The organism is Lysobacter sp. F6437, from assembly GCF_052547215.1.
In genome coordinates this window covers 317,882-341,741 of record NZ_JBQWRB010000002.1, presented here as the reverse complement: position 1 = coordinate 341,741, position 23,860 = coordinate 317,882, and the positions used below count along the sequence as shown (strand labels likewise).

The window sequence follows — 23,860 nt, the reverse complement described above, 5'->3', positions numbered from 1 at the left end:
CCGGGAGTTCATGACGACGCGCGTCCCCGGCGCGCCAAGGGCGCGGTCATTGTTTCGCCCGGGCTTGCAGCCGGCCGGCAGGCGCCCAACGCGCGAGCCACGTCGACCGCGCTGCGGATGCCGTCCTCGTGGAACCCCCAGCCCCAGTACGCGCCGGCGAACCATGTGTGGCGGCGGCCCTGGATCTCCTGACGTCGAGCCTGCGCCGCCACCGAGGCGTGGGAGTACACCGGATGGTGGTAACGCATCCGCCGCAGCATGCGCCCGGAGTCGATGGCGTCGGTCCGGTTGAGCGTGACCACCAGCGGTTGCGGTGCATCGAGGCGCTGCAGCAGGTTCATGCAGTAGCTGACGGTGCAGTGCGCGGACGGGTCGCGCGGCACGTGCACGTTCCACGCCGCCCATGCCTTGGGGTGGCGCGGCAGCAGTCGCGAATCGGTGTGCAGCACCACGTCGTTGGCCTGGTAAGGCATCGCGCCGAGCACGTCGCGCTCGCGAGCGTCGGCATCCGCCAGCACGGCCAGCGCCTGGTCGCTGTGGCAGGCAAGTACCACCTGGTCGAAACGTTCGCGCGCATGCTCGGTGACCAGTTCGACACCATCTGTATCGCGATGCACTGCGCGTACCCGCGTGGCCAATCGGACAGCGACCTCCCAGCGCGACTGCAGCGCATCGACATAGGAACGCGAACCACCGCGTACCACCCGCCAGTCCGGCCGACCGCTGAGCTGCAGCATGTGGTGGTTGGCCATGAACTGCACCAGGTAGCGCGCCGGGAACGCGAGGATCCGGTCGACCGGCGACGACCACAGCGCCGAAGCCATCGGCACCAGATGGTCGTCGCGGAAGGCGGCGCCGAACCGGTGTTCGGCCAGATAATCGGACAGGCTCGGACCCGGGTCGTCGCTGTCGAGCAACCGCGGAGCGATGCGGTAGAAGCGCACCAGGTCCCGCAGCATTCCGAGGAAGCGTGGCGACAGCAGGTTGCGCCGCTGGCAGAACAACGCGTCCAGCGAGGTGGCGTTGTACTCCAGCCCACTGCCTTCGTTGTGCACCGAGAAGCCCATGGTCGTCGGTTGCGACCCGACCCCGAGCGCGTCGAAGAACGCCGTCAGCAACGGGTAGTGCACCGGGTTGTGGACGATGAAACCGGTGTCCACCGCGTGGCGCCGGCCCTGCAGCTCGATGTCATGGGTATGGGTATGGCCACCGAGGTAGTCGTTGGCCTCGAACAGCACCACCTCGTGCTGGCGCGACAGCAGCCACGCCGAGGCCAGGCCTGATATGCCGGAGCCGACTACCGCGATGCGCATGTCAGCCCCGAGCCTTCGCCACGACCCAGGCAGGGACCGGCTTGAGATCGCGTACAAGACCGACTGCCGCCATGGCCTTCAGGCCATACCAGGTCAGATCGACCTCCCACCAGCGGAAGCCCTGCCGGACCGTGCCGGGGAAGAAGTGGTGATTGTTGTGCCAGCCCTCGCCAAATGTGATGAGCGCCAGCCATGCGTTGTTGCGACTGTCATCGCCGGTATCGAAGCGGCGCGTGCCGAAACGGTGGGCCAGCGAATTGATGGTCACGGTGGCGTGGAACAGCACCACCGTCGACACGAAGAACCCCCACACCAGCATCTGCCCGCCGCTGGTGTCCAGCCCCGGCGCGACACGTTCAAGCAGCGCGCCCAACCCGTACAGCAGAGCCGCCAGCAGCACCGGTACCAGGGTGTCGTAGCGATCCAGCCAACGCAGCTCGGGGTACCTGGCAAGGTCGGGGATACGCGCCCAGTCGGTGCGGAATCCATGCGGGGTCAGGAACCAGCCGACGTGGCTCCAGACGAAGCCATGCATCCTGGGCGAATGCGGGTCCAGCGCCGTATCGGTGTGGCGGTGGTGGTTGCGATGGTGTGCCGCCCACCACAGCGGCCCGCGTTGCACGCATGACGCGCCGATCACCGCGAACACGAATTGCACCGGCCGCGAGGTGCGGAACGTGCGGTGCGAGAAATAGCGATGGTAGAACCCGGTCAGCGCGAACATGCGCAGGGCGTACAGGCCGGCGGCGACGGCCAGCGCCACCGGCGATACGCCGACCCAGAGCACCGCAGCACAGGCCAGGTGCATTGCCACGAATGGCGAAGCGCGCAACCAGTCGATCCGGTTGGATACAGCGTCGTCGGTTTGCCCGGTCGCCGGCGATTCCGAATCGATCCAGCGACGCAGGGTGTCGAGCCAGCTGGGTCGCCCGGGGACCGGGGGGGTCGAGGTCGTCGCTTCGGCAAGCTTGGGCGACTGCGTGGTCATGCATCACTCCGGATCCGTTCTATACCGCTTGTACGGAGCAGACCCGGCAACGGATGCAGCGTAGTCAGATCGTGTTGATGCCTCCCTTGGCTACGATCGGTCCGCTGGGCGCGGCATGTGGCATGCCCGCCTGCGGCTCCAGCGTGATGGCCAGCGTCGCGCCAACCGCCAGCGCCTGCTGCAACGCTGGCGGCACGGTGATGGTGTGGGCTTTTTCGTTGGACACGAAGCCGAGCGATACCGGTGCCGCGCCGGCGGGAATGATCCATAGCTCGTTGACCAAGCCGCTGGCGTCGGGCGGGGTCGGCACCGGCACCATCAACACCTTGCCGGCATCGACGTCGATCGATGCGAGCCAGCCGGTGGAGCCATCGTCGCGGGCCAGTACCGTGACCGGCTTGGCGACCTGCTCCTCGACCACCGGCGGTTGCACCACCGCGACTGGGGTCGGCAAGGGGGCTGGTGGCGGAGCCTGCAGCCCGATCACCACCGCAGCGATGCCGGCGGCCGCAGCCAGCCCGGTCGCGGCCCGCCAGAACGGAGCGCTGTTCCACACCCCACGGCGACCGCCCGCGACCGGCGACACGCCGATCCGGTTACGGATTCGCGGCCAGACATGCGCCGATGGCGACACCTCGTCAACACGCAGCACCCACGGTGCCAGCCGCCGCTCCCATGCCTCGGCCAGTCCGGCAAATAGCGGGTCGGTGGCGATCCTCGCCTCGAGATGCCGACGCTCTTGGGCGTCCAACACGCCGAGGACGTACTCACCGGCGCGTACTTCGTCGCTCGGGGGCGGCGCGTTAGTACCGCCATCGCCGGGCCCGCCGTCAAACTGATCGCTACCGTTCATTGCTCAAGGCACGCTTTGAGTTGCAGCAGTCCGCGTCGGATCCAGCTCTTGACCGATCCCAGCGGCGAGCCCGAACGTGTCGCCAGCTCCTCGTATGTCGCGCCGTCGAAGAACGCGGTGCGGATTAGGGTCTTGCGGCGCGGCTCCAGTTGCTCCATGCAATCGTCGAGTTGCGCACGGGTGCCGGCCGCTTCGGCCTGCACCGCCGGTGATGGCGCGGGATCGTGGGCGGCCTCTGCGAGGTCGATCGACGCGCGACTTGCCGGTGCGGGCAGCGCGCGCAGGCGATCGATCGAGCGGTTGCGTGCGATGGTGCCCATCCAGGTCACGGCGCGGGCCCGGCTGGCATCGAACTGGCCGGCCTTGTTCCAGACCGTGACATAGACGTCCTGCAACACGTCTTCGGCTTCGGCGCGGTCGGACAACACCCGCAGGCAGATGCCCAGCAGTTTGCCCGCGGTAGTGCGGTACAGGGTCTCGAAGGCGGGTTGGTCGCCCGCGGCCACGCGCAGCAGCAGTGCGTCGACACTGTCGGCCGCTTCATCGCGTTCGCGCACACTCGTGTCGGTCATCCGGAATCCTCGCCGGTGCGAAGTAGAGTGGGGAAAGCGTCCCCACTGCCCGGGTTTATGACACGCGACAGCGCCCCGGGGCAATCGCCGACGCCAGCGGATGCGCGCCGGGTCAGCCTTCACAGTTGTGGACCAAGGGCGTGGCGGCGGCGGCATCGACCTGCCCGCGATCAATGTTGTTCCGGTGCAACCCGGGCGGGAACTCGATACGCACCTGCTGGTGGCGACCCTGCTTGTCGCGGATGGTGCCGACCCCTTCGAACCGAAGCAGTTGCCGGTCGCTGTTGCGGTAGACCAGCTCCGTCTTCGGCGCGGCGAATCCGTACCAGGCATCCAGCTCCATCCGCAACCGGGTGGTGCCGTCCGGCTCGTTCGCCGATTCGACCTTGTCGATGCTGACGTCGATGAAGTCCAGCCGGCTCGGCAACAGGAATGCGGCGCTGACGGCCGTCCCGCGCTGCAATGCCTGCCAGCGCGCTCGCACCAGACTGTCGAACCCGGCGTCGATCACCGCATTCGCCGTCGGCTCCAGCATGGCTGTCTTCATTGCCCGGTCTCCACTGGCTTGCCAGTACACCTCCCGCAGGTCACCCGCTTTGCGCACGCCCTCGCGGTAGCCATCGCGTGCGTCGAGGAAGTCGAAGTCGGGCGCGCCAGGCCGGCCGCTGTCCACCAGGTGCTTGCGCGCGAAGGGCTCGCCATTGGCACAGTGATAGACCACCAGGCGGGCGGGCCGGCCATGCTGCCGGTAGCGCCAGTGAACCTCGCGATACGACAGCCCGCCGTCCGTCGTCGAGTAGGCCAGGCCTTCGTATCGCTCCGCCGCCCATGCGCCCGACGCTCCGACGAGCGTGATCCCCGACAGCAACGCGGCCGCCAACCCGTGCGTTCCCGACTGCAGCCACGGGGTGGTCGAGATTGATCGCAGGCGCATGTTGCGTGTCCGGTTCGGCTTGCCCCGTTGTACGAGCGCTGGCCGGCGGAGGATGCAGTTGCATCCTGATCGGCCCTGGATGCGTATCCCTGCATGTCGCGACGACCGAGTCGACCAGGAGTGCCATGCCGAACCCCCTGCCCCATCCCGTCCTGCTTGTTCGTGCCGTGGCACTGGCAGCGATGCTGCTGGTAGGCAGCGGCTGCCAGCGCGTGCTGTTCGGATTCCTCAACCGTGGCCTGGCCCCTCCCGAGGCCACGGTGGTGTTCTCGCCTGCACGCGGGCTTTCGCTGGACATCTATCGACCCCAACCGATGCCCGCCACGGCCGCGCCGGTCGTGGTGTTCTTCTATGGAGGAAGCTGGCAACGAGGCAAACGCGAGCAGTACCGCTTCGTCGGCCGTCGCCTCGCGGCCAACGGAATCCTCACGATCGTCGCGGACTATCGGACCTGGCCGCGGGCCGGCTTTCCGGACTTTATCGACGACGCGGCGCAAGCGGTGGCATGGGCCCGCGACAACGCCGCTTCCCGCGGGGGCGATCCCGACCGCCTGTTCGTGGCAGGCCACTCGGCGGGGGCACACATTGCCGCGCTGCTCGCCACCGATGGACGCTATCTGCGTCGCCACGGGATTGCACCCACCAACCTGGCCGGGGTGGTCGGACTGTCCGGTCCCTACGATTTCGTGATCGACGGCGATCTGGAGCCTGTCTTCGGCCCGCGCACGCAGTGGCCGCAGGCGCAGCCGGTGAACTTCGTCAGCGGCGACGAACCCCCGTTCCTGCTGGTTCACGGCCTCGACGATGACGTTGTCGAAAGCCGGGACAGCATCGAGCTGGCGGACAAACTACGCGCGAACGGTGTCAATGCACACCTGTTGCTGCTACCCGACGGAACCCACGGCACCCCGCTTGCCGGCTTCTACGATCCGGCACGCGCGCCGTGCCTGCTTCCGGCAGTGCTGGCCTTCGTCCACAGCAAACCGTCCGTGGATGAGGGTGGATGCGAACAGCCGCCCGACCCTGAACAGGGCGTGTAGTTCCTTCACTCCTGCGTCGACAGTTCAGGGCGGATTTGGCCGCCCCCCGGATACTTCGGGTCCCGGGCACAGCCATCCCCCGATACGCGGCCCGGACCCATCAAACATAAAGAGGCTCAGACCTTATGAAGAAGTCATTGCTCGCCCTGCCCCTGATCGCCGCCCTGCCGTTCGCCGCGTCCGCAGCCGACGGCGTGTCATACAACTATGTCGAAGGCGGCTACATGGCCACCGAAACCGACAGCGGCATCGATGCCGACGGCTGGGCCATCAACGGCTCCGGCGCGATCGCCCCCAACTTCCACGTGTTCGGCGGCTACGCCGGGCAGAAGACCGATGACTTCAACGTCGGCGGCGTGAACTTCGATGGCGTCGACATCGACCAGATGCGCCTGGGCATCGGCTACAACCACGAGATCTCGCCGAATGCCGACCTGCTGACCCGCGTCGCCTACGAGCGCTCGGAAGACGAGTTCGACAGCTCGCTCGACGGCTACAGCGTCGAGGCCGGCGTGCGTGGCGCGCTGACCCGCAACCTCGAAGGCTATGCGCTGGCCGGCTACGAGGACGGCAGCGACTACGACGGCGACTTCTACGGTCGCGTCGGCGCGCAGGTGAAGTTCAACCCGATGTGGGGCATCAGCGGCGACGTCAAGTTCGTCGACGGCGCCACCCAGTACTTCATCGGCCCGCGCATCACGTTCTAGGCAGCACCGGGCAACCGCAGTACCCGCGACTTTTCTCTCTCCCCTGATCGTCGCGATCGAAGCCCGGCTCCGGCCGGGCTTTCTTGTGCGCCACTCAGCCGAACATCGCGCTCGGGTATTCGGCCTTCTGCTCGCGGGCCATCAATTGGCGCAGGCCTTCGCCGGGAGTGATCTCGCCGTGCAGCACGGCGTGCACCGCCTCGGCGATCGGCAGTTCGACGTCGTGGCGGCGGGCCAGCCGCATGACTTCGTCGGCGGTCTGCACCGACTCGACCACCTGGCCGATCTCGCGTACCGCCTCCTGGATGCCCTGCCCGCGGCCCAGCGCGAGGCCGAGCCGGCGGTTGCGCGACAGGTCGCCGGTGCAGGTCAGCACCAGGTCGCCGAGGCCGGCCAGGCCCATCAGCGTTTCCGGCTGGCCACCGAGCGCGCGGTTGAGCCGGAGCATCTCGTTGAGCCCGCGGGTGATCAGCCCGGCCCGCGCGTTGAGCCCGAGTTCCATGCCATCGGCGACACCGGTCGCCACCGCCAGCACGTTCTTCATCGCGCCACCGAGTTCAGCGCCGAGCATGTCGTCACCGGTGTAGGCGCGGAAATTGGGCCCGTGCAACACCTCGGCGACCGATTGCGCGAAGTCGGCGGTCGCCGAATGCACGGTCAACGCGGTCGGCAGGCCGAGCGCGACCTCCTTGGCAAACGACGGTCCGGTCACCACCGCCAACGGCACGTCCGGCCCCAGCACCTCGGCGGCCACCTCGTGCAAGAAGCGTCCGCTTCCGGGCTCGAAGCCCTTGCTCGCCCACGCCACCCCGGCCGCGGCGGGCCGATGCGGTGCCAGCGCGCGCAGGGTGTCGGCGAACGAGTGCGACGGCACCACCACCAGTACCAGCTCGGCACCCTCGAGCGCGGCCGCCAGGTCGGTGGTCGCGCGCAGGGTGTCGGGCAAGGCGATGTCGGGCAGGTAGCGCGGGTTCTGGTGGCCGCGGTCGATCATCGCGATGTTGGCCGCGTCGCGACCCCACAGCACCGTGCGGTGGCCGTGGCGGGCGATCAGTGCGGCCAGCGCGGTGCCCCAGGAACCAGCCCCGAGCACCGCGACGCTGGTCGATGTGTTGTGCATGCGCGACCGGTCAGGCGTTGCCGGCGGTCTCGGCGTCGGCAGCCAGGCCCTCGGCCTGCTTCGCCGCGCGCTGGCGCAGGCCTTCGGCATACAGCGCGTCGAAGTTGATCGGCTGCAGGAAGAACGGCGGGAAGCCACCGGACTGGACCAGGCTGCTGATCAGCTGGCGCGCGTACGGATACAGCACGTTCGGGCAGTGGGTACCGAGCATGCCGTCGAGCTGCGCCGGCTCGAACCCGGCCAGGGTGAACACGCCGGCCTGCTTGACCTCGACCACGTACAGCGCCTTGTCGCCGGCGTTGCAGGTCAGGGTGATGCCGAGGGTGACCTCGTAGGCGCTCTCATTGATGCGCTGCACGGCCTGGTTGAGGTTCATCTGCAACTGCGGCTGGGTCTGCTCGCTGAATGCGGCCGGGCCGGCAGGCACTTCGAACGAAACGTCCTTGGCATAGATCTTCTCGACCGTGAACGCCGGACCGGTGGCGGTGGCGTCGGTGGCGGCTTCCGGCGCGACGGCGCCGTTGAGGTTTTCTTCGGACATCTCGAACTCCAGCTAAAAGGCGGAAAAAATCAAGTATGGCACGCGCGGATTCGCGCCCCCGGGTCCGGCATGGGGGACGCGCGGGCCGGTTGCAAGGGGGGCCTGCCCGTTCAGCCGCGGCCTTTCACCAGCGGCAGGTCGGCGTGCTGCCAGGCCTGGACGCCGCCCTCGAGCCAGTAGACGTGCTCGAAACCGGCCTTCTTGAGCCGCTTGGCGGCATCCGCCGAGGCCTGGCCGGTGCGGCAGGTCACCACCACCGGCAGCGCACGGGCACTGGCCAGCAGTTTGTTCTCGGGGTCGAACTGGCTGGGCTGCACCGACTTGCTGCCGGCGATGTGGCCCTTCTGGAAGTCGTTGCTGGCCGACAGGTCGATCAGCAGCGCGTTGTCGCGGTTGATCAGCGCGGTCAGCTCGGCCGGGCGCAGCGCCTTGTAGCCGCGGAACAGGCGCATGACCTCGGTGTAGATGATCGCCACGGTCAGCGCGACCAGTCCGAGCGAGAGGTAGGGGTGGCGGCCGGCGAAGGCCAGCAGTTCATCGAGGGTCACGGCGTCACGACGGCGGCGAGCGGGCCGGCGATTGTCGCAGAAAGCGGCGGCCGGCTCATGCTCCGGGCCCTATTCGCCGGCCCACAGGTCCGGCAGGCCGCTGGTGATCCACCAGGTCTTGCCTGCCTCATCCCAGCGCCAGGTCTCCTGGTAGCGGACCTCGCGCTGCTCCATCGTGTGCTTGTTGACCACGCCGATCTGGATGCTGCGCACCGCGGTGCCGGCCTTGATGTTGCGGCTGGAGCCGACGTCGCGGTAGGCCGAGATCTCGATCTGTTCGTAGCGCTTGCGCTCCAGTTCGGTCAGCGGGTGCTCCTCGCGCAGCCTGGGATCGACCAGGTTGAGCGCGCCGCCGAAATCGTTCCAGCGGATCGCGCCGGACCAGGCGTACTGCGCGGCATCGAGCGCGTTGGCGGCGGGGCTGGAACTGGCGCAGCCGGCGAGCGCGAGCACGGCCAGCAGCACGGTGGTGATCAGGCGCATCGGCGCGCTCCGGGTCATGGCAAGGCGCCCATGGTAGTCGCCGCGGCTCAGCGCCGGGCGATCGCGACGTAGCGCGCGGTGAACTCGGTCGCAATGCCGCCGGCGGGCAGCGGTACCTTTGCCACCAGTTGGGTACGCGCACGCCCGCGCTGGCGCAGGGTCGCAATGAAGGTGGCCCAGTCCTCGCCGGCGCCGAGCTCGGCATCCACCTCGATATCGTCGAACAGTGGCGCGAGGTAGCGGATCTGGCTGTCGGCGACGAACACGTCGGCATCGATCCCGGCGGCCTCCAGTTGCAACGACACCAGCCCCCATGAGGCCAGCGTCATCATCGAGGCCAGGCTGCCGCCGAACGCGCAACCCTTGTCGTTGACGTGGCGCGCCAGCGGCGCATGCAATTGGAGCCGCTGGCCATCATAGGCGGCGATGCGCAGGTCCATCACCGCCACCGGCGGCATCGACTGGTAGTGGTGGTTGAGACGTTGCAGGGCTTCGGCGTGGGGCATCCGGGGTTCCAGTAAGTGGTCGCTATATGCTGGCGCAATGTCGACCGACACTCCGCCATTGCCGGCATGGTACGTAATCTCGCTGCGCCCCCGTGGCCAGCACGGACCGATGCGCCGTGCCGCCACGCGCTGCGGTGGCGGGATCATCGCGCTGTCGCCGTGGCGGTTGCAGCCGCTCGACGACGACGGTGCGCAGGCCGGCTTGCAGGCGGCACTGGACGCGCCGCGGGTGCTGTTCACCAGCCCGATGGCGGTGCGGGCGGCGGCCATGTTGCAACCGCTGCGCCCGGCCGATGGCCAGCAGTGGTTCGCGGTCGGCGCCGGTACCGCTGCGGCGCTCAGGCGCGCCGGCGCCGGTGAAGTCGCGGCGCCGCGACGGATGGACAGCGAAGGCCTGCTGGCACTGCCCGGCTTGCAGCGTCTCGACGGCCTCAAGATCGGCCTGGTCACCGCGCCCGGCGGCCGGGGGACGTTGGCTCCGGCGTTGCAGGCGCGCGGCGGAGAGGTCCGGCGCGCTGATGTGTACCGGCGCATTTCGTTGGCGCCGTCGGCGCACGCGCTTGCGGCATTGCGTGGACTGTCGCGGCCGGCAGCGGTCGCGGTATCCAGCGGCGAAGGGCTGCGGTTGGTCATGGACGCACTGCCGGCCGATCTCGCCGCGCGGGTCCGTTCGCTGCCGGTAATTGGAGCCAGCGACCGTCTGCTCGAACTGGCGTACGCGCTGGGTTTCGCGCACGGTCATCGGGCAGCGGATGCACGCCCCGCGAGCCTGGTCGAAGCGGCCGCGTCGATACTGGGTTGAGCCCCGCCACGGCAGGCCGGCAGCCGTGCTTCCGGTAGCATGTCGGCACTTCGTCCACCGGTTGCGTCCGTGTCCCCGACTTCCCCCGATTCCTCCCCGCGTCGCCGCAGCAGTTGGCCGTGGTGGCTGCTGGTTTTCCTGTTGCTTGCCGGCGCCGGCTGGTACGGCTGGCAATGGTGGCAGTCGCGTGCGGACGAATCCCGCGCCGCCAGCGATGTCGAGTTGCGCCTGCAGGCCCTCGACGACCGTGTCGACGGTCTGCGTCGCGACCAGCGCGCCCAGGCCGGCCGGCTGCAGCAGACGGTCGCGACCAACGGGGTATTGCGCGACGAACTGCTCGGGCTGGGCGAGCGCTCGGCGATCATCGAAGACAGCTTCGCCCGCTTCGCCGATCCCGATCGTCATGGCGCACAGGCACTGCGTCTGGACGAGGCGGAAATGCTGTTGTCGATCGCCGGGCAGCGGTTGTCGATCGCCGGCGACCTCGATGGTGCGCGGCGCGCACTGGCGCTTGCCGCCGGCGTGCTCGAAGGTGTCGACGACCCTGCGTATCTGAGCCTGCGCCAGACCCTCGGGCAGGAACGCGCCGCGCTCGACGCACTCGAGGCCGACCCGCGCGCTCAGGCGATGGCGCAACTGGACACGTTCGCACAGTCGATCACGCAGGTGCAGCCGGACGCGCGCAGCGCTGCCCAACCGGAAGCCGCACAACCGTGGTGGCGCCGTGCGTTCGCCAACATCCTCGACGTGCGCCCGAGCGATCGCGCGGTCGCGGTGCAACCGGCCGACGTCGCCGCCGCCCGCGCCGGGTTGCAGCTGGAAATAAGCCTCGCCCGTGCCGCGGCCGAGCGTCGTGACGTCGACGGCTACCGCGCCGCCTTGCGTCGCACTGATGGCTGGTTGCTGCGACTGATGCCGGATTCGCCTGAACGGCAGCGCCAACGCGAACGCCTGCGTGCGGTCGCGGCACTGCCGCTTTCACTCTCGCTTCCGACCCTCGGCAGCACACTGGCCCAACTGCGCCAGTCGCGCGCCACGAGCCAGGAGCCCCGCCAATGAACCTGTTCCGCAACCTGTTGTTGTTGATCGTGCTGGTGCTGGTCGGCGCGCTGGTCGCGCAGCTGCTGGTGCAGGATCCGGGTTACGTGCTGGTCCGTTACCGCGGCACCGACTACACCACCACCCTCGCCGCCGCGTTGCTGATCGGCCTGGGCGTGCTGGTCGCCGCATGGCTGTTGTGGAAGATGCTGAGCCTGCCGCTGGCCGCGTTGCGCCGTCGCCGCGAGCGTGCGGCGCGGGCCAAGCTCACCGATGGCCTCAACGCGCTCAACCAGGGCCACTGGAGCCGCGCCGAGAAGTTGCTCGACGAGGCCGCGCGCGCGCCGACCGCGGAGGACGATGGCATCGGCCACGTCGCCCGCGCCGGTGCCGCGCGTGCCGCAGCAGCCCGGGGCGACACCGCCGTCGCCAACCAGCATCTTGATGCGCTCGCCGGCCCGCACCCGCTGACCCGTGCACTGACCGCAGCCGAACTGGCGCTCGCCGACGACCGCCCGGTTGACGCCTTGGCCGTGCTCGATGGACCCAACGTGCAGCCGCTGCCGCCGCGCGGGCTGGCCTTGCGTGCGCAGGCGCTGGCGGCCACCGGCCGCACCGGTGACGCCTACGGCCTGCTCGGCCCGATCCGCCAGCAGCAAGCCTTGCCGCCGGCACGGGTGGACGCACTGGAGACCCGTTGGGCCGAGGCCGCACTGCGCGAAGCCGGCGACGCCAACGTGCTTGCCGACCGCTGGGAAGCCCTGCCCAAGCCGCTGCGCAGCGAGCCGGCCGCGGTCGCCGCGTACGCCGAACGTGCCGCTGCATTGCGTTGGGAAGAAGCCTCGGCGAAGAGCGTCGAACAGGCACTCGACGCGCGTTGGGACGAATCGCTGGCCGGTCTCTACGGGCGTCTGCCGATCGGCCGGATCGACGCCCGCCGCGAGCGCGCCGAGCGCTGGCTCGAAGCGCACCCGGCCAGCCCGGGCCTGTTGCTGAGCCTGGCACGGCTGAGCCGTGCGCAAGGCCAGTGGCCGCAGTCGGAGGCCTACCTGCACCGCGCACTGGCCCAGGGCGCCAATGCCGAAGCGTGGGAGGAACTTGGCCACGGCTTCGCCCAGGCCGGCGACGAACCGCGCGCACGCCTGAGTTACGCCAACGCCCTGCGCGCGACCCGCGGCGAGGCGATCACCGAACTCCCCGGGCGCGACCTGCGCGAGCGGATCTACGACCAGTCGGTCGCCGAGGAGCGCGACGAACACGGCATGCCGCGGCTGCGCGAGTAGCGCGCGCGGCGGATTCGCAGGGATGTCGGATTTCTTGTAGGAGCGGCTTTAGCCGCGATCTGGAGTCGTTCGCTCGCGCCGACTTCCGATCGCGGCTAAAGCCGCTCCTACAGAAGCGCGGGCATCTTCGCCCGCGCTTTTTTTGCTGTGCTTGCCTCAGCGCTCCAGGATCGCCACCACGCCCATGCCGCCGGCGGTGCAGATCGACAGCAGGCAACGTCCGCCGCCTCGCGCCTTGAGCTCCTTCGCCGCGGTCGCGACCAGCCGCGCGCCGGTCGCGGCGAACGGGTGGCCGGTCGCCAGCGAGGAGCCGTTGACGTTGATCCTGGCCGGGTCGATCTGCCCCATCGGCGCGTCCAGTCCCAGCCGGTTCCGGCAGTACTCCTCACTCTCCCACGCGCGCAGCGTGCACAGCACCTGCGCGGCGAACGCCTCGTGGATTTCGTAGAAATCGAAGTCCTGCAGCGTCAGGCCATTGCGCGCCAGCATCTGCGGCACCGCGATGGTCGGCGCCATCAGCAGCCCCTCGCCATGCACGAAGTCGACCGCCGCGACCTGCGCGTCGCGCAGGTGGCACAGCGGTTCGTGGCCGTGCGCCCGTGCCCACTCATCGGAGGCCAGCAGGCACGCCGCCGCGCCGTCGGTCAGCGGTGTCGAGTTGGCCGCGGTCAAGGTGCCGCGGCCGGAGGTCCGGTCGAACGCCGGCTTCAGCGTCGCCAGCTTTTCCAGGCTGCTGTCCGGACGCAGGTTGTTGTCGCGCGAGACGCCGCGGAAGCTGACCACCAGGTCGTCGAAGAAGCCACGCTCGTAGGCGGCGGCGAGCTTCTGGTGCGACGCCAGCGCGAACTCGTCCTGCGAATCGCGCGAGATGTTCCACTGCTTGGCCATGTCCTCGCAGTGGTCGCCCATCGACTTGCCGGTGCGCGGCTCGGCGACGCCGGGGAAGTCGGGCTTGAGTTCGCGGAAGGAGAAGCCCTTGAACGCGGCCAGCTTGCCCTTGAAATCCTTCGCCGCGTTCGCCGCCAGCAGGCGCCGGCGCAACTCCTTCGAGTAGACGATCGGCACGTCGGAAGTGGTGTCCGAGCCGCCGCCGATGCCGGCATCGATCTGCCCGACCGCGATCTTGTTGGCGACGGTGATGATGCTGTCCAGCGAGGTGCCGCAGGCGCGCTGCAGGGTGATGCCCGGGGTCAGCGGCGACAGGCCGGACGACAGCGCCGCCTCGCGGCCGAGGTTCCAGTCGCTGGAGTGCTTGATCACCGCGCCCATCGCGACTTCGCCGAGCTGCTGCCCGTGCAGGCCGAACTTCTCGACCAGCGCGCCCAGCGTGCGCACCGACATGCCGAGGTTGCCGACGTCGGCATACGCGGTGTTCTGGCGGCAGAACGGGATTCGTACGCCACCGAGCACGGCTACCGGACGGGCTGGACGCATCGTGTCACCTCATCGAATGCTTGTTGCGTGGGCATAATGACCGCAGTGTAGCGCCGGGCCCGGCGCCAACCAAACGCCTGCGTATAGAACAGGGAACCCGATGGATCCGACCGTCCCACCCGCTGCCGACCTGCATGTACTCGGCGCGCTGGCGCTGGAACTGGACGGCGCCGCGCCGGTCGCGCGCGATCGCCTCGACCAGGCCGGCACCGGCCCGCTGGCCGACCTGGTGGCGCGCGACCTGGCCGGTTTCTGCGCCGAGGCGGCGGAACTGGAGCTGGTGCTGGTCGGCGCGCTTTACGACCCGGTCGAACTGCTGCGCCCGGGCTGGCCTCTGCATCGTGAACTCGACCAGCTGGCCGCACGCGCGCCCCGCTCCGGCATCGCCGGCGGCGGCCGGGTCATCGCCTTCGGCAGCCATGACGGCCGCCTGCCCGGCGCGCTCACGCCGTCGCCGGATTTCGCGGGCGGTCCGCTGCGATTGCTGCCGTTCGTGCTGACCGGCGAGGCCGGCGCGGTGGCGCGGGTCGGCGACGCCTTCGAGCGCGAACTGATCGAACGCGGCATGGCCGGCGCCGATACCGCGCTGGCCGCGCAGGACGGGTTCGGCCTGCGGGTCGAGCACGCGCGTTACCTGACCGTGCACGACCTCGCCGCGATGACCGCACTGCAGTACGAGCACGCCGGGCTGGCCGCGTTGTGGCCGCTGCTGGAAACCGCGTTGCTGCAGCCCGACGGCGAAGCCTGGCTCGACCAGCCGCCCGAACCGCTGCTGCATTACGTCGCTGGCGAAGTGCGGATCGCACTGTTTTCGCCAGCAGCGTGGTACGCGCGCTACGCCGGCGGCGTGGCATGCGACAGCGACGACGCGCGCGCGCGGCTGCAACGCCAGCACCAGCACTTCGAGGCCCGCCAGCGGCAGATCGCCGCGGTGCTGGGCGCCCACGGCGTGCCGGTGACCTTCGTGCATTGCGAGCGCGACGCCGACTACCGCAACGCGCTGGGCTGAGCGCCCGGCCCTCGACGCGGGGTTATCGCTCGCGCAAGAACTGGTTGGCGCGGTCTTCCTCGCGCTCGTCGAACAACGCCGACCCCAGTGCGGTTTCGGCAATCGTGCAACCCAGGCCGCCGCCATCAACACAGGGCACCGACTCGTCGGACGCCCGGAAGGCGTTGCTGATCGCATTGCGCACGCCCTGCGTGGAGGCCGGCGCACCGGGCGCGGTCGACGGGTCGGCCGGGCCGGCGGCAACGCCGGTGCTGGCGGTAGTGATCGATGCGTCGCCCTCGCGGACGGTGGCGCCCTCGGACGCCCACGCAATCGCTGGCAGCAGCAGCGCCAGGGCAACCGAAAACCGGATCGTGCTGGACTTCATGCTGGCTCCTTGCCGGTGGGCGTGGTGGCGATCGGGTATTCCAGAATAGCGTAGCCGGCGTCGACCATCCCCAGCGCGCCGTAGGTCGCCAGCGCCGGCGCATTGCCGCGTTCGGCATACAGGCGCAGGCCGACGACGCCGTCGGTGGCGCGTGCGAGTTGCTCGACGTGGCGATACAGCGCGGCGAATACGCCCTGCCGCCGGTGCGCCTCGTCGACGTAGACGCTCTGGATCCACCACCACTCGCCGTTGCGCCAGTCGCTCCATTCGCGGGTCAGCATCAGGGTGCCGACCGGGGTGGAGAGCGTCTCGCGGCCGGCGGCGACGGCCTCGTGCATGGCGATGAAGTAGCGCGCCTTCGCCGGGTCGGCGATGCCGGCCTCGACCCCGGCGCGGACGCGCTCGGGGTCGAGTTGTTTGTGCTCGGTTTCCATCGCCATCGCGCCGTTCCAGCGCGCGATCAGCCCGGCATCGGCGGCACGGGCTTCGCGGATGCGCACGGTCATGGGCGATGGCGGGTTGGCGATCAACCCGCGCTGATCACGCCACACGCGACGCGCGCGCCGGCATTGCCGGAGGGCTGGCTGGTGTAGTCGTCCGGATCGGCGTGCACGATCACCGCCTTGCCGACCGCGTCGTTGGCCGCGCCGCCGCCAAGCACCACGCCCTTGGCATGCACGTCGACGGTCGCGACGCCTTCGGCATTCGCCGAGATGTTGTTCATGTCGCCGCCGTGGTGGGTGGCGGTGTCGACCTTGCCGTGCGCCTCGCTGCCCGGATTGAAGTGCCCACCCGCGCTGCTGGCGTCGGCGGCGCTGCAATCGCCCTTCTCGTGGATGTGGATGCCGTGGCTGCTGTTGGGCTTGAGCCCGCCGATCTCGCCGGTCAGGTGCAGGCCATCGTCCATCGGCATCAGGCTCAGCTTGCCGCTGACCAGGCTGCCCGAGGCCGAGGCGAGGTTGACGCTGGCGCCGGACAGGGTCGACTCGGTGGCCAGCGCGGGCGTGCTGGTGGACGCCGCGGCGTCGACGCCGGCATCGCTGGCATCGCCGGTCGGGGACGAGGCGCAGGCGGCGAGGACCAGGGCACTGGCGGTGGCAAGCAGGGCGGTTTTCATGGTGGATCTCCTTGGGGGTGAATAAGGCGACCGCGGGCTCTTGTAGGAGCGGCTTTAGCCGCGATCTGAAGTCGGCGCGATTATCCGATCGCGGCTAAAGCCGCTCCTACAACAGCAGGAAGTCCAGTCGGACAATGGCCCGGGGCTGGGCGCCGCGACACCGTAACGCGATGCGGGTTCAGTGTCGGTGAATCCGCGAGGGCGGGATTCACGGCGTCCCCGGCTTGAGCTTGCGGGTGAGCGTGTTGCGGCCGACCCCGAGACGCGCGGCAGCCTCGCCGCGGTGGCCGTCGGTGTATTCCAGCGCGGTCTGCAGCAATACCTGGTCGAAGCGCTCGCGGGCCCGCGCGTGGATGTCGGCGGCGCCGACGTCGAGCTGGCCGCGGGTCCAGTCGGCCAGCGCGGCTTCCCAGTCGACCGTGGCGGGCGCGGTGCGGCGGACACCCAGCGCGGCGTCGATCTCGCCGCGGCCAATGCCCTCGCCCGGCGCCAACGCGGCCAGCCGCCAGCACAGGTTCTCCAGCTCGCGCACGTTGCCGGGCCAATCGTGCGCGAGCAGGCGCTCGATCGCGGCGGCGGACAAGCGCTTGGGCGCGGCATCGAACTTACGCGCGGCGATCGCGAGGAAGCGCTCGGCCAGCTGCGGCACGTCCGCCACCCGTTCGCGCAGCGGCGGCAGTTGCAACCGGACCACGTCGAGCCGGTGCAGCAGGTCGGCGCGGAAGCGGCCGGCCGTGACCAGCGCGTCCAGGTCCTGGTGGGTCGCGGCGATCACCCGCACGTCGACCCGGATCAGCTCGCGGCCGCCGACCCGGAAGAACTCGTTCTCGGCCAGCACCCGCAACAACCGGGTCTGCAGCGGCAGCGGCATGTCGCCGATCTCGTCGAGGAACAACGTGCCGCGGTCGGCCTGCTCGAAGCGGCCGGGCTGGCGCTTGTGTGCGCCGGTGAACGCGCCGGCTTCGTGGCCGAACAGTTCAGACTCCAGCAGTTCCGACGGGATCGCCGCGGTGTTGAGCGCGACGAACGGCTGCTTCGCGCGCGGCGACTCGCGGTGCAGCGCGCGTGCGACCAGCTCCTTGCCGGTGCCGGTCTCGCCGGTGATGAGCACCGACAGCGGCGCCTGCGCGAGCCGGCCGATCGCGCGGAACAGTTCGCGCATCGGCGGCGAGGCGCCGAGCAGCAGCGGGGTGTCGCCGTTGGACGCGTGCGCGTCCGGTTGCGGGACCACCGTGCTCGCCGCCGCCTCCAGCCCCAGTGCGCGTGCGGCCAACGCGACCGCGTCGTCGAGGTCGAACGGCTTGGACAGGAATTCATGGGCGCCGCCGCGGAACGCGCCGGCGGTGCTGGCGACGTCGGTATAGGCGCTCATCACGATCACCGGCAGGTTCGGCGCGCGCGCCTTGAGCTTGTCGAGCAGCACCAGTCCATCGTCGCCGGGCATGCGCACGTCGGTGAAGATCAATTCTGGCGCGCCGTGCCGTTCGAACGCCTGCACAGCGGCGGCGGCGTGTTCGAACTCGTCGACCCGGTGGCCGGCATCGCGCAGCGCGGTGGCCAGCACGAAGCGGACGCCGCGGTCGTCGTCGACGATCCAGATCCGCTTGCCCGACGCGCTCATTCCGCGGTCTCCGGTTCGACCGGCATCGGCAGCAGCAGGGTGAACACGGTATGCCCCGGTCGCGAGCGGTAGGCCAGCGAACCGCGGTGCTCGCGCGCGACCTGCTGGGCCAGCGCAAGCCCGAGCCCGCTGCCTTCGGCGCGACCGGACACCAGCGGCAGGAACAGGCGTTCGGTCAGGTCTTCGGGCACGCCGCGGCCGTCGTCGACGATCTCCAGCCGCAGCGCCACCGGATGCGATTCGTCGCCGATGCGCAAGCCGTGTTCGGCGCGGGTGCGCAGACTGACATTGCCGGCGCCGGCCTCGATCGCGTTGCGCACCAGGTTCCACAGGGACTGGGTGAGGCGGTCGGCGTCGCCGAGGAACTCGGGCAGGCTGGGGTCGTAGTCGCGCAGCAGCCGCACCGCCCAGCCGGCGTCGCTTTCGGCCAGCCGCAACACGCGCTCGAGCACGGCGTGGATGTTGAGCGGAGCGTGCGGGCGCGGCGGGGCCGGCACCAGCAACTGGTCGAGCAGGGCGGTCAGGCGGGCGACTTCGCTGTCGATCAGGCCGAGCAGTTCTTTCGAGTCGTCGCCTTCGACGCGGCGCGCGAGCAGTTGGGCGGCGCCCTTGAGGCCGGCCAGCGGGTTGCGAAGTTCGTGCGCGAGGCCCTTGAGCGAGGCGGCCAATGCGGAGGGCAGCAGCAGGGCGGGGTCGTCGCCGGGGAATTCGTCGACGGGGTGGGCTTCGACCAGCACGCGGGCGTCGCGGTCGGTGCTGAGCCAGAGGTCGGCGAAGCGTTCGTCGGCATCGGGGTGACGCAGGTGCAGGCGGCGCAGGCGCAAGGGGGCGCCGTCGGGGTCGAGCCGGGCGAGTGCGGTGGACAGGCGCGGCGGGGTCTCGGCATCGAGGGCGGCCAGAGGCCGGCCGATCAGGCGACGGCTGCCGACGCCGAGCCAGCGGGCGAAGGCCTGGTTGCAGCCGGCGATGCTGCCGTCGGGGTCGAGCCACGCCAGCGGGGTGGTGAGGGTGTCGACGTCGGGCGGCGGGGCGGACATTGCACCATCTTAGTGCAGGCCGGTGGGGGCGGTGCTGAGGGGTGGCGGGTTGGTAATGGGTCGGAGCTCGCCGCCAACGATAAAAGGGGCGTCGGCGAGCCGTGGAGACTCGCGGACGGATCGAAAAGGGCCGCCGGCGAGCCAAAAAGACTCGCGAGTGGACAAAATTTGTTCAACCGCGGGAGGAAAAGGGCGGATCGCGGGCGAAAAACCGTCGCGCGAGGGCATTGGAGCTTCGCGCATGAGATCAAAACGCTCGCTCGTGGGTCTTCAATGCTCGCTTGAGAACAAAAAAGGGGGGCTGTTGGGGGTTTTTGGCTCGCGGGTCGGGCTTTGAGTGATTGAAGAGGGACGGCGAAGGCTGTGGGCTCCGGGCGGGGTCGGCGCCCCGACCGGGTGCTTGCCGACCGGTTCGGTCGGCCATCCATGGCCGACTCACCGGCCGCGGCCATCCATGGCCGCTTCGGAAGCACCCCGCCGGGGCACCGCCCTTCGCGGTTTCGGTGGTGGGGTGCTTTGGGGGGGGATTTGGCGTGGGGCGCGACGCGACCTATCCTGGCGCGGCTGCATTGCCCAGGGACCGGGCCCGTTTTTCCATCGCTGTCGGAATCCGGAGCCGTCTTGGTCGACGTCCCTTTCAAGGTCGGAGCGCTGTACCACCGCCGTGACGAGATCCACGCGCGCTTTGGTGGGCAGCGGCAGGGGGGCATATCGACGCCGAAAGACTCACCGGTCGTGATCATGTTCACCGGGGAAGCCGGCGTCACCCACGGCTACCACGACTTCTGGGATGACGACGGTGTCCTTCACTATTTTGGTGAGGGACAGGTCGGGGACATGACATACAGCGGCGGCAACCGCGCGATCCTCCGCCACGATGTCGAGGGCAAGGTGTTGTTGTTGTTCCAGATGATGGGCAAGGGACAGCCGTATCGTTTTCTAGGTGAGTTCCAGTTGGCCAGCCAGCCGTATGAGAAAGCGGGCGTGCCCGACACCCGGGGCGACCTGCGCAAGGCGATCGTTTTTCCGCTGCGGCCCGTACTGCACGAAGTCACTCCATTCGAGGCCACGCATGTGGGCGAGGCCGCCAACGCCGAACTGGAGCTCGGAAGCACGGTCACGCTCCGCCTCGGCGAGGTGCGCAAGAAGCAGTCGCTGTTCCGTCGCCGCCTGATCGGCGTGGAGAAGGAATGCCGGCTCACCGGGGTGCGCGACCTGCGCTTCCTGCGCGCCAGCCATATCAAGCCGTGGGCCGAGTGCGGCACCGCGGAGGAGCGGGTGGATGGTCATAACGGTTTGCTGCTGACGCCCACGGCCGATCTGCTTTTCGACCGCGGCTGGATCACCTTCGAGGACAAGGGTGCGCTGGTGCCATCGCAACTGTTGCCCGACGATGTGGCGAAGCGGATCGGCTTCTCGGTGCGATCAGGACGCAGATGCGGAGCTTTCACCCAGCCGCAAAGCCACTACCTCGAGTACCACCGCAACAAGGTGTTCGAGAAGAAGCTGGCGCAAAGCGATGATCCGGTGGCGACGTTGATGGAGACGCTCAGCTCGCAACCCGGATATCCGGGCAAGTAGTTCCGGGATCTCGCTCCGCGCGACGCCGCCAAGCCACGCTCGCCGCTCCTTCAGCAGGAGCGTGTCATGGACCGGGACGGCGACTACAGCGTCTTCGAATACCTCTACCGCGATGCGGGCAACTACAAGACCCACGCTTGCGTGTTGTTGCGCGGTCGGGCCAACGACGAGGACCTCGCGGCGATCCGGCGAGCGCTCGACGACGGCACCTTCATTCCGCAGCGGGTTGGCCTGCCTTCGCTGCACGAGCAGCATTGGCGTGATTGCGGCAGTGGGTTCGATGACGAACTTGATCATCCGCTGCATGAGTTCGCCGGGTTGCGTGCCGCCAGGTCGGATGAAGTCGAGGCGCTGGCGCCCAATGGCGGTGTCGCCCGGTTGGTGGATCGCTTTCGCGGCACTGGGGAAGGTGCGCGTTGATCGACCGACGATTGTCGGTGGGTCGGGGCTTGCGTCGCTCCTACAAAAACCGCTGGTGTGGCTGCGAGGTGCAGGCAGCGAGCACCAATGGCATCAGAACGCCTGACTACTCCAATCGCGACGCGGGACCTTCGCTAACCACGCCACCATCCGCCGGCAGCGACGCGTAATACAGCGCGAGGTCGCGGATATCGTCCGGCTCCAGCCGCGCGGCCACGGTCTCCATGATCCCGGCGTACGCGGTGCCGCCGCGGTCGCGCTGCTTGAACAGCGACAGCTGCCGTTCGATGTAGGCCGCCGGCTGTCCCGCCAGGCGTGGGTACAACGCGTTGCGCGGCGACGTGCCGGGGCCATGGCATTCCACGCAGGAGGCGACGCGACGCGACGCCACGCCCTCGCGTGCCAGCCGCTCGCCACGTGCGATCGCCGCGCGCAGGGCGTTGGCTTGTCCGGCGTCGGCGCGCCCGGCGCCCTCGTCGCCCTCGTCGCCCGCGACGTCGCGGCCCGCGCCATGGCCGCTGCCGCTGCCATCGCGACCACCCCCGTCAGCCGCCGCGTAATAGCGCGCCAGCGCCCGCATCTCGCTCGCATCCAGCGCAGCGGCAACCGGTTGCATCACGCCGCTGTGGCGGTCGCCGCGGGCGTAGGCCTGCAGGCTGGCCAGCAGGTAGGCCTCGGGCTGCCCCGCCAGCGGCGGGAACGCGCCATCGCCGCGGCCCGCGCCGTCACGGCCGTGGCAGCGCGCGCAGTTGGCCAGCGCCTGTGGCTCGGTGGACGAGCGCGTGGGGCCAATGTCGGGAACCTCCGCCTCCTCGCCGTAGGCCAGCTGGCGGAACTCGGCCGGACCCAACTGCGGCAACCGCCGCAGGAACGCGACCATCGCCCACGCCTCGTCGTCGCGCCGTTGCGACGGCCACGCCGGCATCGCGGTGTACTTGATGCCGTGCTTGACGATCCAGAACAGTTCGCGGTCGTTCCAGTCGTCGACCATCGGCGGGAGGTAGGGCGGCTCCGGAACGCTGTGCAGCACGACCTCCGCGCGTGGATGGCCCGGCGCGCCGTGGCATGGCAGGCAGCCCTCGGCGTAATGGCCGGCGCCCTTGAGCACCATCGCCTCCGTATCAAGCAGCCGCTCTTCGGGGGGCGGTGGCTTCACCGCCAGCGCATGGGTCTGCACCGAACGGCGCATCACGAAATGCAGCAGGACCTGGGTGATCGGCCAGTGCCCTTGGCTGGCGGCGACCGGCATCAGCCCCACCGACACGAACAGCAATCCAGCCAGGCCGAACACCACGGCGGCCAGCAGCAACCGGCCCAGCGCCAACGTCCACGAGCCGCCGACCAGGCACGACCACAGCCAGCGCGGCAACCTCGCGATTGCCTCCCACCATTCGTTGTCGCGCCGGTCAGCCATCGGCCACCTCCGCGTGCCGCTCGCGCAGCAATCCGAACAACAGCACCAGTGCGCCAGCCAGGTAGGCGACGCCACCGAACGACAGCATCAGCACCCCGCCCAGGTGCTGGTCCTGCAAAGCGGTCAGGCCGAACCCCACGTCGGCGCCGTGGCCATAAAGCGGCCGCGTGGCCAGCGCCAGCAGCACGCCGAGCAAAGTCATGTGCATCGAGGTCAGCAGCAGCCCGGCAATGCCGGTCGCGGCGCGCAGGTGCCGTTGCGCCGCGCTGCCGCCGAACGCGGCCAGCCACACCAGCAGGCCGACCGCGAGGAAGCTGCCCTGTTCGACCACGAGCAAGCCCGTCGAGTGCCGCGCGGCGTGGTGCAGCGCCGGCGCATGCCAGGCCCAGACCACGATGAACTCGACGACCGAGGCCACCACCGGCGACAGCAGCACGGCCGCTACCCGCCGCGCCATCGGACGTCCGTTGGTCGGCGATGCGCCAGTCGCCAGCCACCGCACTGGATCAAGCCGGCCACCGGCCATGCCGGCCGCGATCAGCGGCGCGGCCACCGCCACCACCGACATGTGCATCGCCATGTGCGCGGCGAACGAGTGCCTCGACCACTCCGGCAGCGGCCCGATCCACACCCCGGCCAGCACCACCAGCCCGCAGGCCAGCGGCCAGCTCCCGTGTTGGCCGGCGAGCCTCATCGGCAGGTCCCGATCAGCCCGATCGCGAGCGCGGAGTAGACCACCGCGACGAAGCTCAACCCGCACAGCAGCAGCGTCGCGAAGCCGAGGAAGCGGTGGCGGTCGCCGGCGCTGGCGTCGTCGTGCGGCAGTTCCGCGTCGCCCCACTGGTGCTGGCGCCAGCTGCGCCAGCCGACGCCGACGATCACGGCCAGCGCAACCACCGTGTAGGCGACCAGTGCGACCCGCGCCGTGCCCAGCGGCGCCGCCACCGTCGCCGCCCTGGCGCACCAGACCGCGGCGGTGACGTACGACAGCAGGAAATGCACGGCCCACGTCGCCGGCCCGGACGTCAGCAACCACAGGCTGGCGCGGCTTTCCGGCAGGACTGTGTCTTCCACCGAGCGCCGCGGTGGCGCGGGGTCCGGCTGCGTGCGGGGATGTTGTCTGCGTGGCGTC

At 69.7% G+C, this 23,860-nt stretch carries 27 protein-coding genes; 8 read left to right on the top strand and 19 right to left on the bottom strand.

Translation table 11 applies throughout. The features are described from left to right. Nucleotides 1-8: 8 nt before the first annotated feature. The 5 genes from ACT9F5_RS10100 to ACT9F5_RS10080 all read right to left on the bottom strand — a co-directional run bounded on the left by ACT9F5_RS10100 (nt 9) and on the right by ACT9F5_RS10080 (nt 4,660). Nucleotides 9-1,313 carry an FAD-dependent oxidoreductase gene (locus tag ACT9F5_RS10100; protein ID WP_445119815.1) on the bottom strand — a complete coding sequence of 435 codons (1,305 nt, stop codon included), beginning with the start codon at nt 1,311-1,313 and terminating at the stop codon, nt 9-11. A 1-nt stretch (nt 1,314) separates the two neighbouring features. Further along, nucleotides 1,315-2,220 carry a fatty acid desaturase gene (locus ACT9F5_RS10095; protein WP_445119842.1) on the bottom strand — a complete coding sequence of 302 codons (906 nt, stop codon included), beginning with the start codon at nt 2,218-2,220 and terminating at the stop codon, nt 1,315-1,317. A 145-nt stretch (nt 2,221-2,365) separates the two neighbouring features. Beyond that, the gene (locus ACT9F5_RS10090; protein ID WP_445119814.1) at nt 2,366-3,154 is read right to left on the bottom strand and encodes an anti-sigma factor domain-containing protein; all 789 of its coding nucleotides are present in this window, start codon (nt 3,152-3,154) and stop codon (nt 2,366-2,368) included. Then, nucleotides 3,151-3,726 (bottom strand): sigma-70 family RNA polymerase sigma factor, encoded by a 576-nt coding sequence (locus ACT9F5_RS10085; RefSeq protein WP_445119813.1) that lies wholly within the window; start codon nt 3,724-3,726, stop codon nt 3,151-3,153. Before ACT9F5_RS10085 ends, ACT9F5_RS10090 begins: the two co-directional genes overlap by 4 nt. Before the next feature lie 112 nt (nt 3,727-3,838). After that, nucleotides 3,839-4,660, bottom strand: a complete 822-nt coding sequence (locus ACT9F5_RS10080; protein ID WP_445119812.1) for a hypothetical protein — start codon at nt 4,658-4,660, stop codon at nt 3,839-3,841. A gap of 125 nt (nt 4,661-4,785) precedes the next feature. Here ACT9F5_RS10080 and ACT9F5_RS10075 point away from each other — a divergent pair, with 125 nt between their 5' ends. After that, entirely contained in the window at nt 4,786-5,700 is a 915-nt protein-coding gene (locus ACT9F5_RS10075; RefSeq protein ID WP_445119811.1) for an alpha/beta hydrolase fold domain-containing protein, read from the top strand. A 125-nt stretch (nt 5,701-5,825) separates the two neighbouring features. Continuing rightward, a complete protein-coding gene (locus ACT9F5_RS10070; protein ID WP_445119810.1) occupies nt 5,826-6,407 on the top strand; it encodes an Ax21 family protein in 582 nt (193 codons plus the stop codon). 94 nt (nt 6,408-6,501) lie between these two features. Here the strand turns inward: ACT9F5_RS10070 and ACT9F5_RS10065 are convergent, their stop codons facing one another. The 5 genes from ACT9F5_RS10065 to ACT9F5_RS10045 form a co-directional block, all read right to left on the bottom strand. Next, a complete protein-coding gene (locus tag ACT9F5_RS10065) occupies nt 6,502-7,527 on the bottom strand; it encodes an NAD(P)H-dependent glycerol-3-phosphate dehydrogenase (RefSeq protein WP_445119809.1) in 1,026 nt (341 codons plus the stop codon). 10 nt (nt 7,528-7,537) lie between these two features. After that, nucleotides 7,538-8,068, bottom strand: a complete 531-nt coding sequence (gene secB, locus ACT9F5_RS10060) for a protein-export chaperone SecB (protein ID WP_445119808.1) — start codon at nt 8,066-8,068, stop codon at nt 7,538-7,540. A 110-nt stretch (nt 8,069-8,178) separates the two neighbouring features. Beyond that, nucleotides 8,179-8,616, bottom strand: a complete 438-nt coding sequence (locus ACT9F5_RS10055) for a rhodanese-like domain-containing protein (RefSeq protein ID WP_445098342.1) — start codon at nt 8,614-8,616, stop codon at nt 8,179-8,181. Between the two features lie 69 nt (nt 8,617-8,685). Beyond that, a complete protein-coding gene (locus tag ACT9F5_RS10050; protein WP_445119807.1) occupies nt 8,686-9,099 on the bottom strand; it encodes a hypothetical protein in 414 nt (137 codons plus the stop codon). Nucleotides 9,100-9,146: 47 nt separating this feature from the next. Beyond that, a complete protein-coding gene (locus ACT9F5_RS10045) occupies nt 9,147-9,605 on the bottom strand; it encodes a YiiD C-terminal domain-containing protein (RefSeq protein ID WP_445119806.1) in 459 nt (152 codons plus the stop codon). Nucleotides 9,606-9,642: 37 nt separating this feature from the next. Between ACT9F5_RS10045 and ACT9F5_RS10040 the strand changes: the two genes are divergently transcribed. From ACT9F5_RS10040 to ACT9F5_RS10030, 3 genes are all read left to right on the top strand, one after another. After that, complete coding sequence (locus ACT9F5_RS10040; RefSeq protein WP_445119805.1) at nt 9,643-10,407, top strand: uroporphyrinogen-III synthase; 765 nt, start codon at nt 9,643-9,645, stop codon at nt 10,405-10,407. A 69-nt stretch (nt 10,408-10,476) separates the two neighbouring features. After that, complete coding sequence (locus ACT9F5_RS10035) at nt 10,477-11,466, top strand: uroporphyrinogen-III C-methyltransferase (RefSeq protein WP_445119804.1); 990 nt, start codon at nt 10,477-10,479, stop codon at nt 11,464-11,466. Then, entirely contained in the window at nt 11,463-12,728 is a 1,266-nt protein-coding gene (locus tag ACT9F5_RS10030) for a heme biosynthesis HemY N-terminal domain-containing protein (protein WP_445119803.1), read from the top strand. The genes ACT9F5_RS10035 and ACT9F5_RS10030 overlap by 4 nt, the downstream gene beginning before the upstream one ends. 156 nt (nt 12,729-12,884) lie before the next feature. Here ACT9F5_RS10030 and ACT9F5_RS10025 read toward each other — a convergent pair whose 3' ends face one another. Continuing rightward, nucleotides 12,885-14,162 (bottom strand): acetyl-CoA C-acetyltransferase, encoded by a 1,278-nt coding sequence (locus ACT9F5_RS10025; RefSeq protein ID WP_445119802.1) that lies wholly within the window; start codon nt 14,160-14,162, stop codon nt 12,885-12,887. A gap of 100 nt (nt 14,163-14,262) precedes the next feature. Between ACT9F5_RS10025 and ACT9F5_RS10020 the strand changes: the two genes are divergently transcribed. Beyond that, complete coding sequence (locus ACT9F5_RS10020; RefSeq protein WP_445119801.1) at nt 14,263-15,171, top strand: hypothetical protein; 909 nt, start codon at nt 14,263-14,265, stop codon at nt 15,169-15,171. A gap of 22 nt (nt 15,172-15,193) precedes the next feature. On the opposite strand, the gene ACT9F5_RS10015 is transcribed toward ACT9F5_RS10020, so the two are convergent. The 5 genes from ACT9F5_RS10015 to ACT9F5_RS09995 all read right to left on the bottom strand — a co-directional run bounded on the left by ACT9F5_RS10015 (nt 15,194) and on the right by ACT9F5_RS09995 (nt 19,313). Beyond that, entirely contained in the window at nt 15,194-15,538 is a 345-nt protein-coding gene (locus ACT9F5_RS10015; RefSeq protein WP_445119800.1) for a hypothetical protein, read from the bottom strand. After that, nucleotides 15,535-16,044 (bottom strand): GNAT family N-acetyltransferase, encoded by a 510-nt coding sequence (locus ACT9F5_RS10010; protein WP_445119799.1) that lies wholly within the window; start codon nt 16,042-16,044, stop codon nt 15,535-15,537. The genes ACT9F5_RS10015 and ACT9F5_RS10010 overlap by 4 nt, the downstream gene beginning before the upstream one ends. 20 nt (nt 16,045-16,064) lie before the next feature. Beyond that, nucleotides 16,065-16,655 (bottom strand): superoxide dismutase family protein, encoded by a 591-nt coding sequence (locus ACT9F5_RS10005; RefSeq protein WP_445119798.1) that lies wholly within the window; start codon nt 16,653-16,655, stop codon nt 16,065-16,067. Nucleotides 16,656-16,863: 208 nt separating this feature from the next. Beyond that, the gene (ntrC, locus tag ACT9F5_RS10000) at nt 16,864-18,276 is read right to left on the bottom strand and encodes a nitrogen regulation protein NR(I) (protein ID WP_445119797.1); all 1,413 of its coding nucleotides are present in this window, start codon (nt 18,274-18,276) and stop codon (nt 16,864-16,866) included. Further along, nucleotides 18,273-19,313 carry an ATP-binding protein gene (locus ACT9F5_RS09995; protein WP_445119796.1) on the bottom strand — a complete coding sequence of 347 codons (1,041 nt, stop codon included), beginning with the start codon at nt 19,311-19,313 and terminating at the stop codon, nt 18,273-18,275. The genes ntrC and ACT9F5_RS09995 overlap by 4 nt, the downstream gene beginning before the upstream one ends. Before the next feature lie 426 nt (nt 19,314-19,739). Between ACT9F5_RS09995 and ACT9F5_RS09990 the strand changes: the two genes are divergently transcribed. After that, on the top strand, nt 19,740-20,894 hold the full coding sequence (locus ACT9F5_RS09990) for an HNH endonuclease (protein ID WP_445119795.1): 1,155 nt from the start codon (nt 19,740-19,742) through the stop codon (nt 20,892-20,894). A 66-nt stretch (nt 20,895-20,960) separates the two neighbouring features. Further along, complete coding sequence (locus tag ACT9F5_RS09985; RefSeq protein WP_445119794.1) at nt 20,961-21,314, top strand: hypothetical protein; 354 nt, start codon at nt 20,961-20,963, stop codon at nt 21,312-21,314. 106 nt (nt 21,315-21,420) lie between these two features. Here ACT9F5_RS09985 and ACT9F5_RS09980 read toward each other — a convergent pair whose 3' ends face one another. From ACT9F5_RS09980 to ACT9F5_RS09970, 3 genes are read right to left on the bottom strand one after another with little or no spacing between them, the layout of a single operon-like run. After that, a complete protein-coding gene (locus ACT9F5_RS09980; protein WP_445119793.1) occupies nt 21,421-22,728 on the bottom strand; it encodes a c-type cytochrome in 1,308 nt (435 codons plus the stop codon). Next, nucleotides 22,721-23,422 (bottom strand): cytochrome c oxidase assembly protein, encoded by a 702-nt coding sequence (locus tag ACT9F5_RS09975; protein WP_445119792.1) that lies wholly within the window; start codon nt 23,420-23,422, stop codon nt 22,721-22,723. The genes ACT9F5_RS09980 and ACT9F5_RS09975 overlap by 8 nt, the downstream gene beginning before the upstream one ends. Then, the gene (locus ACT9F5_RS09970; RefSeq protein WP_445119791.1) at nt 23,419-23,802 is read right to left on the bottom strand and encodes a hypothetical protein; all 384 of its coding nucleotides are present in this window, start codon (nt 23,800-23,802) and stop codon (nt 23,419-23,421) included. Before ACT9F5_RS09970 ends, ACT9F5_RS09975 begins: the two co-directional genes overlap by 4 nt. Between the last annotated feature and the right edge of the window lie 58 nt (nt 23,803-23,860).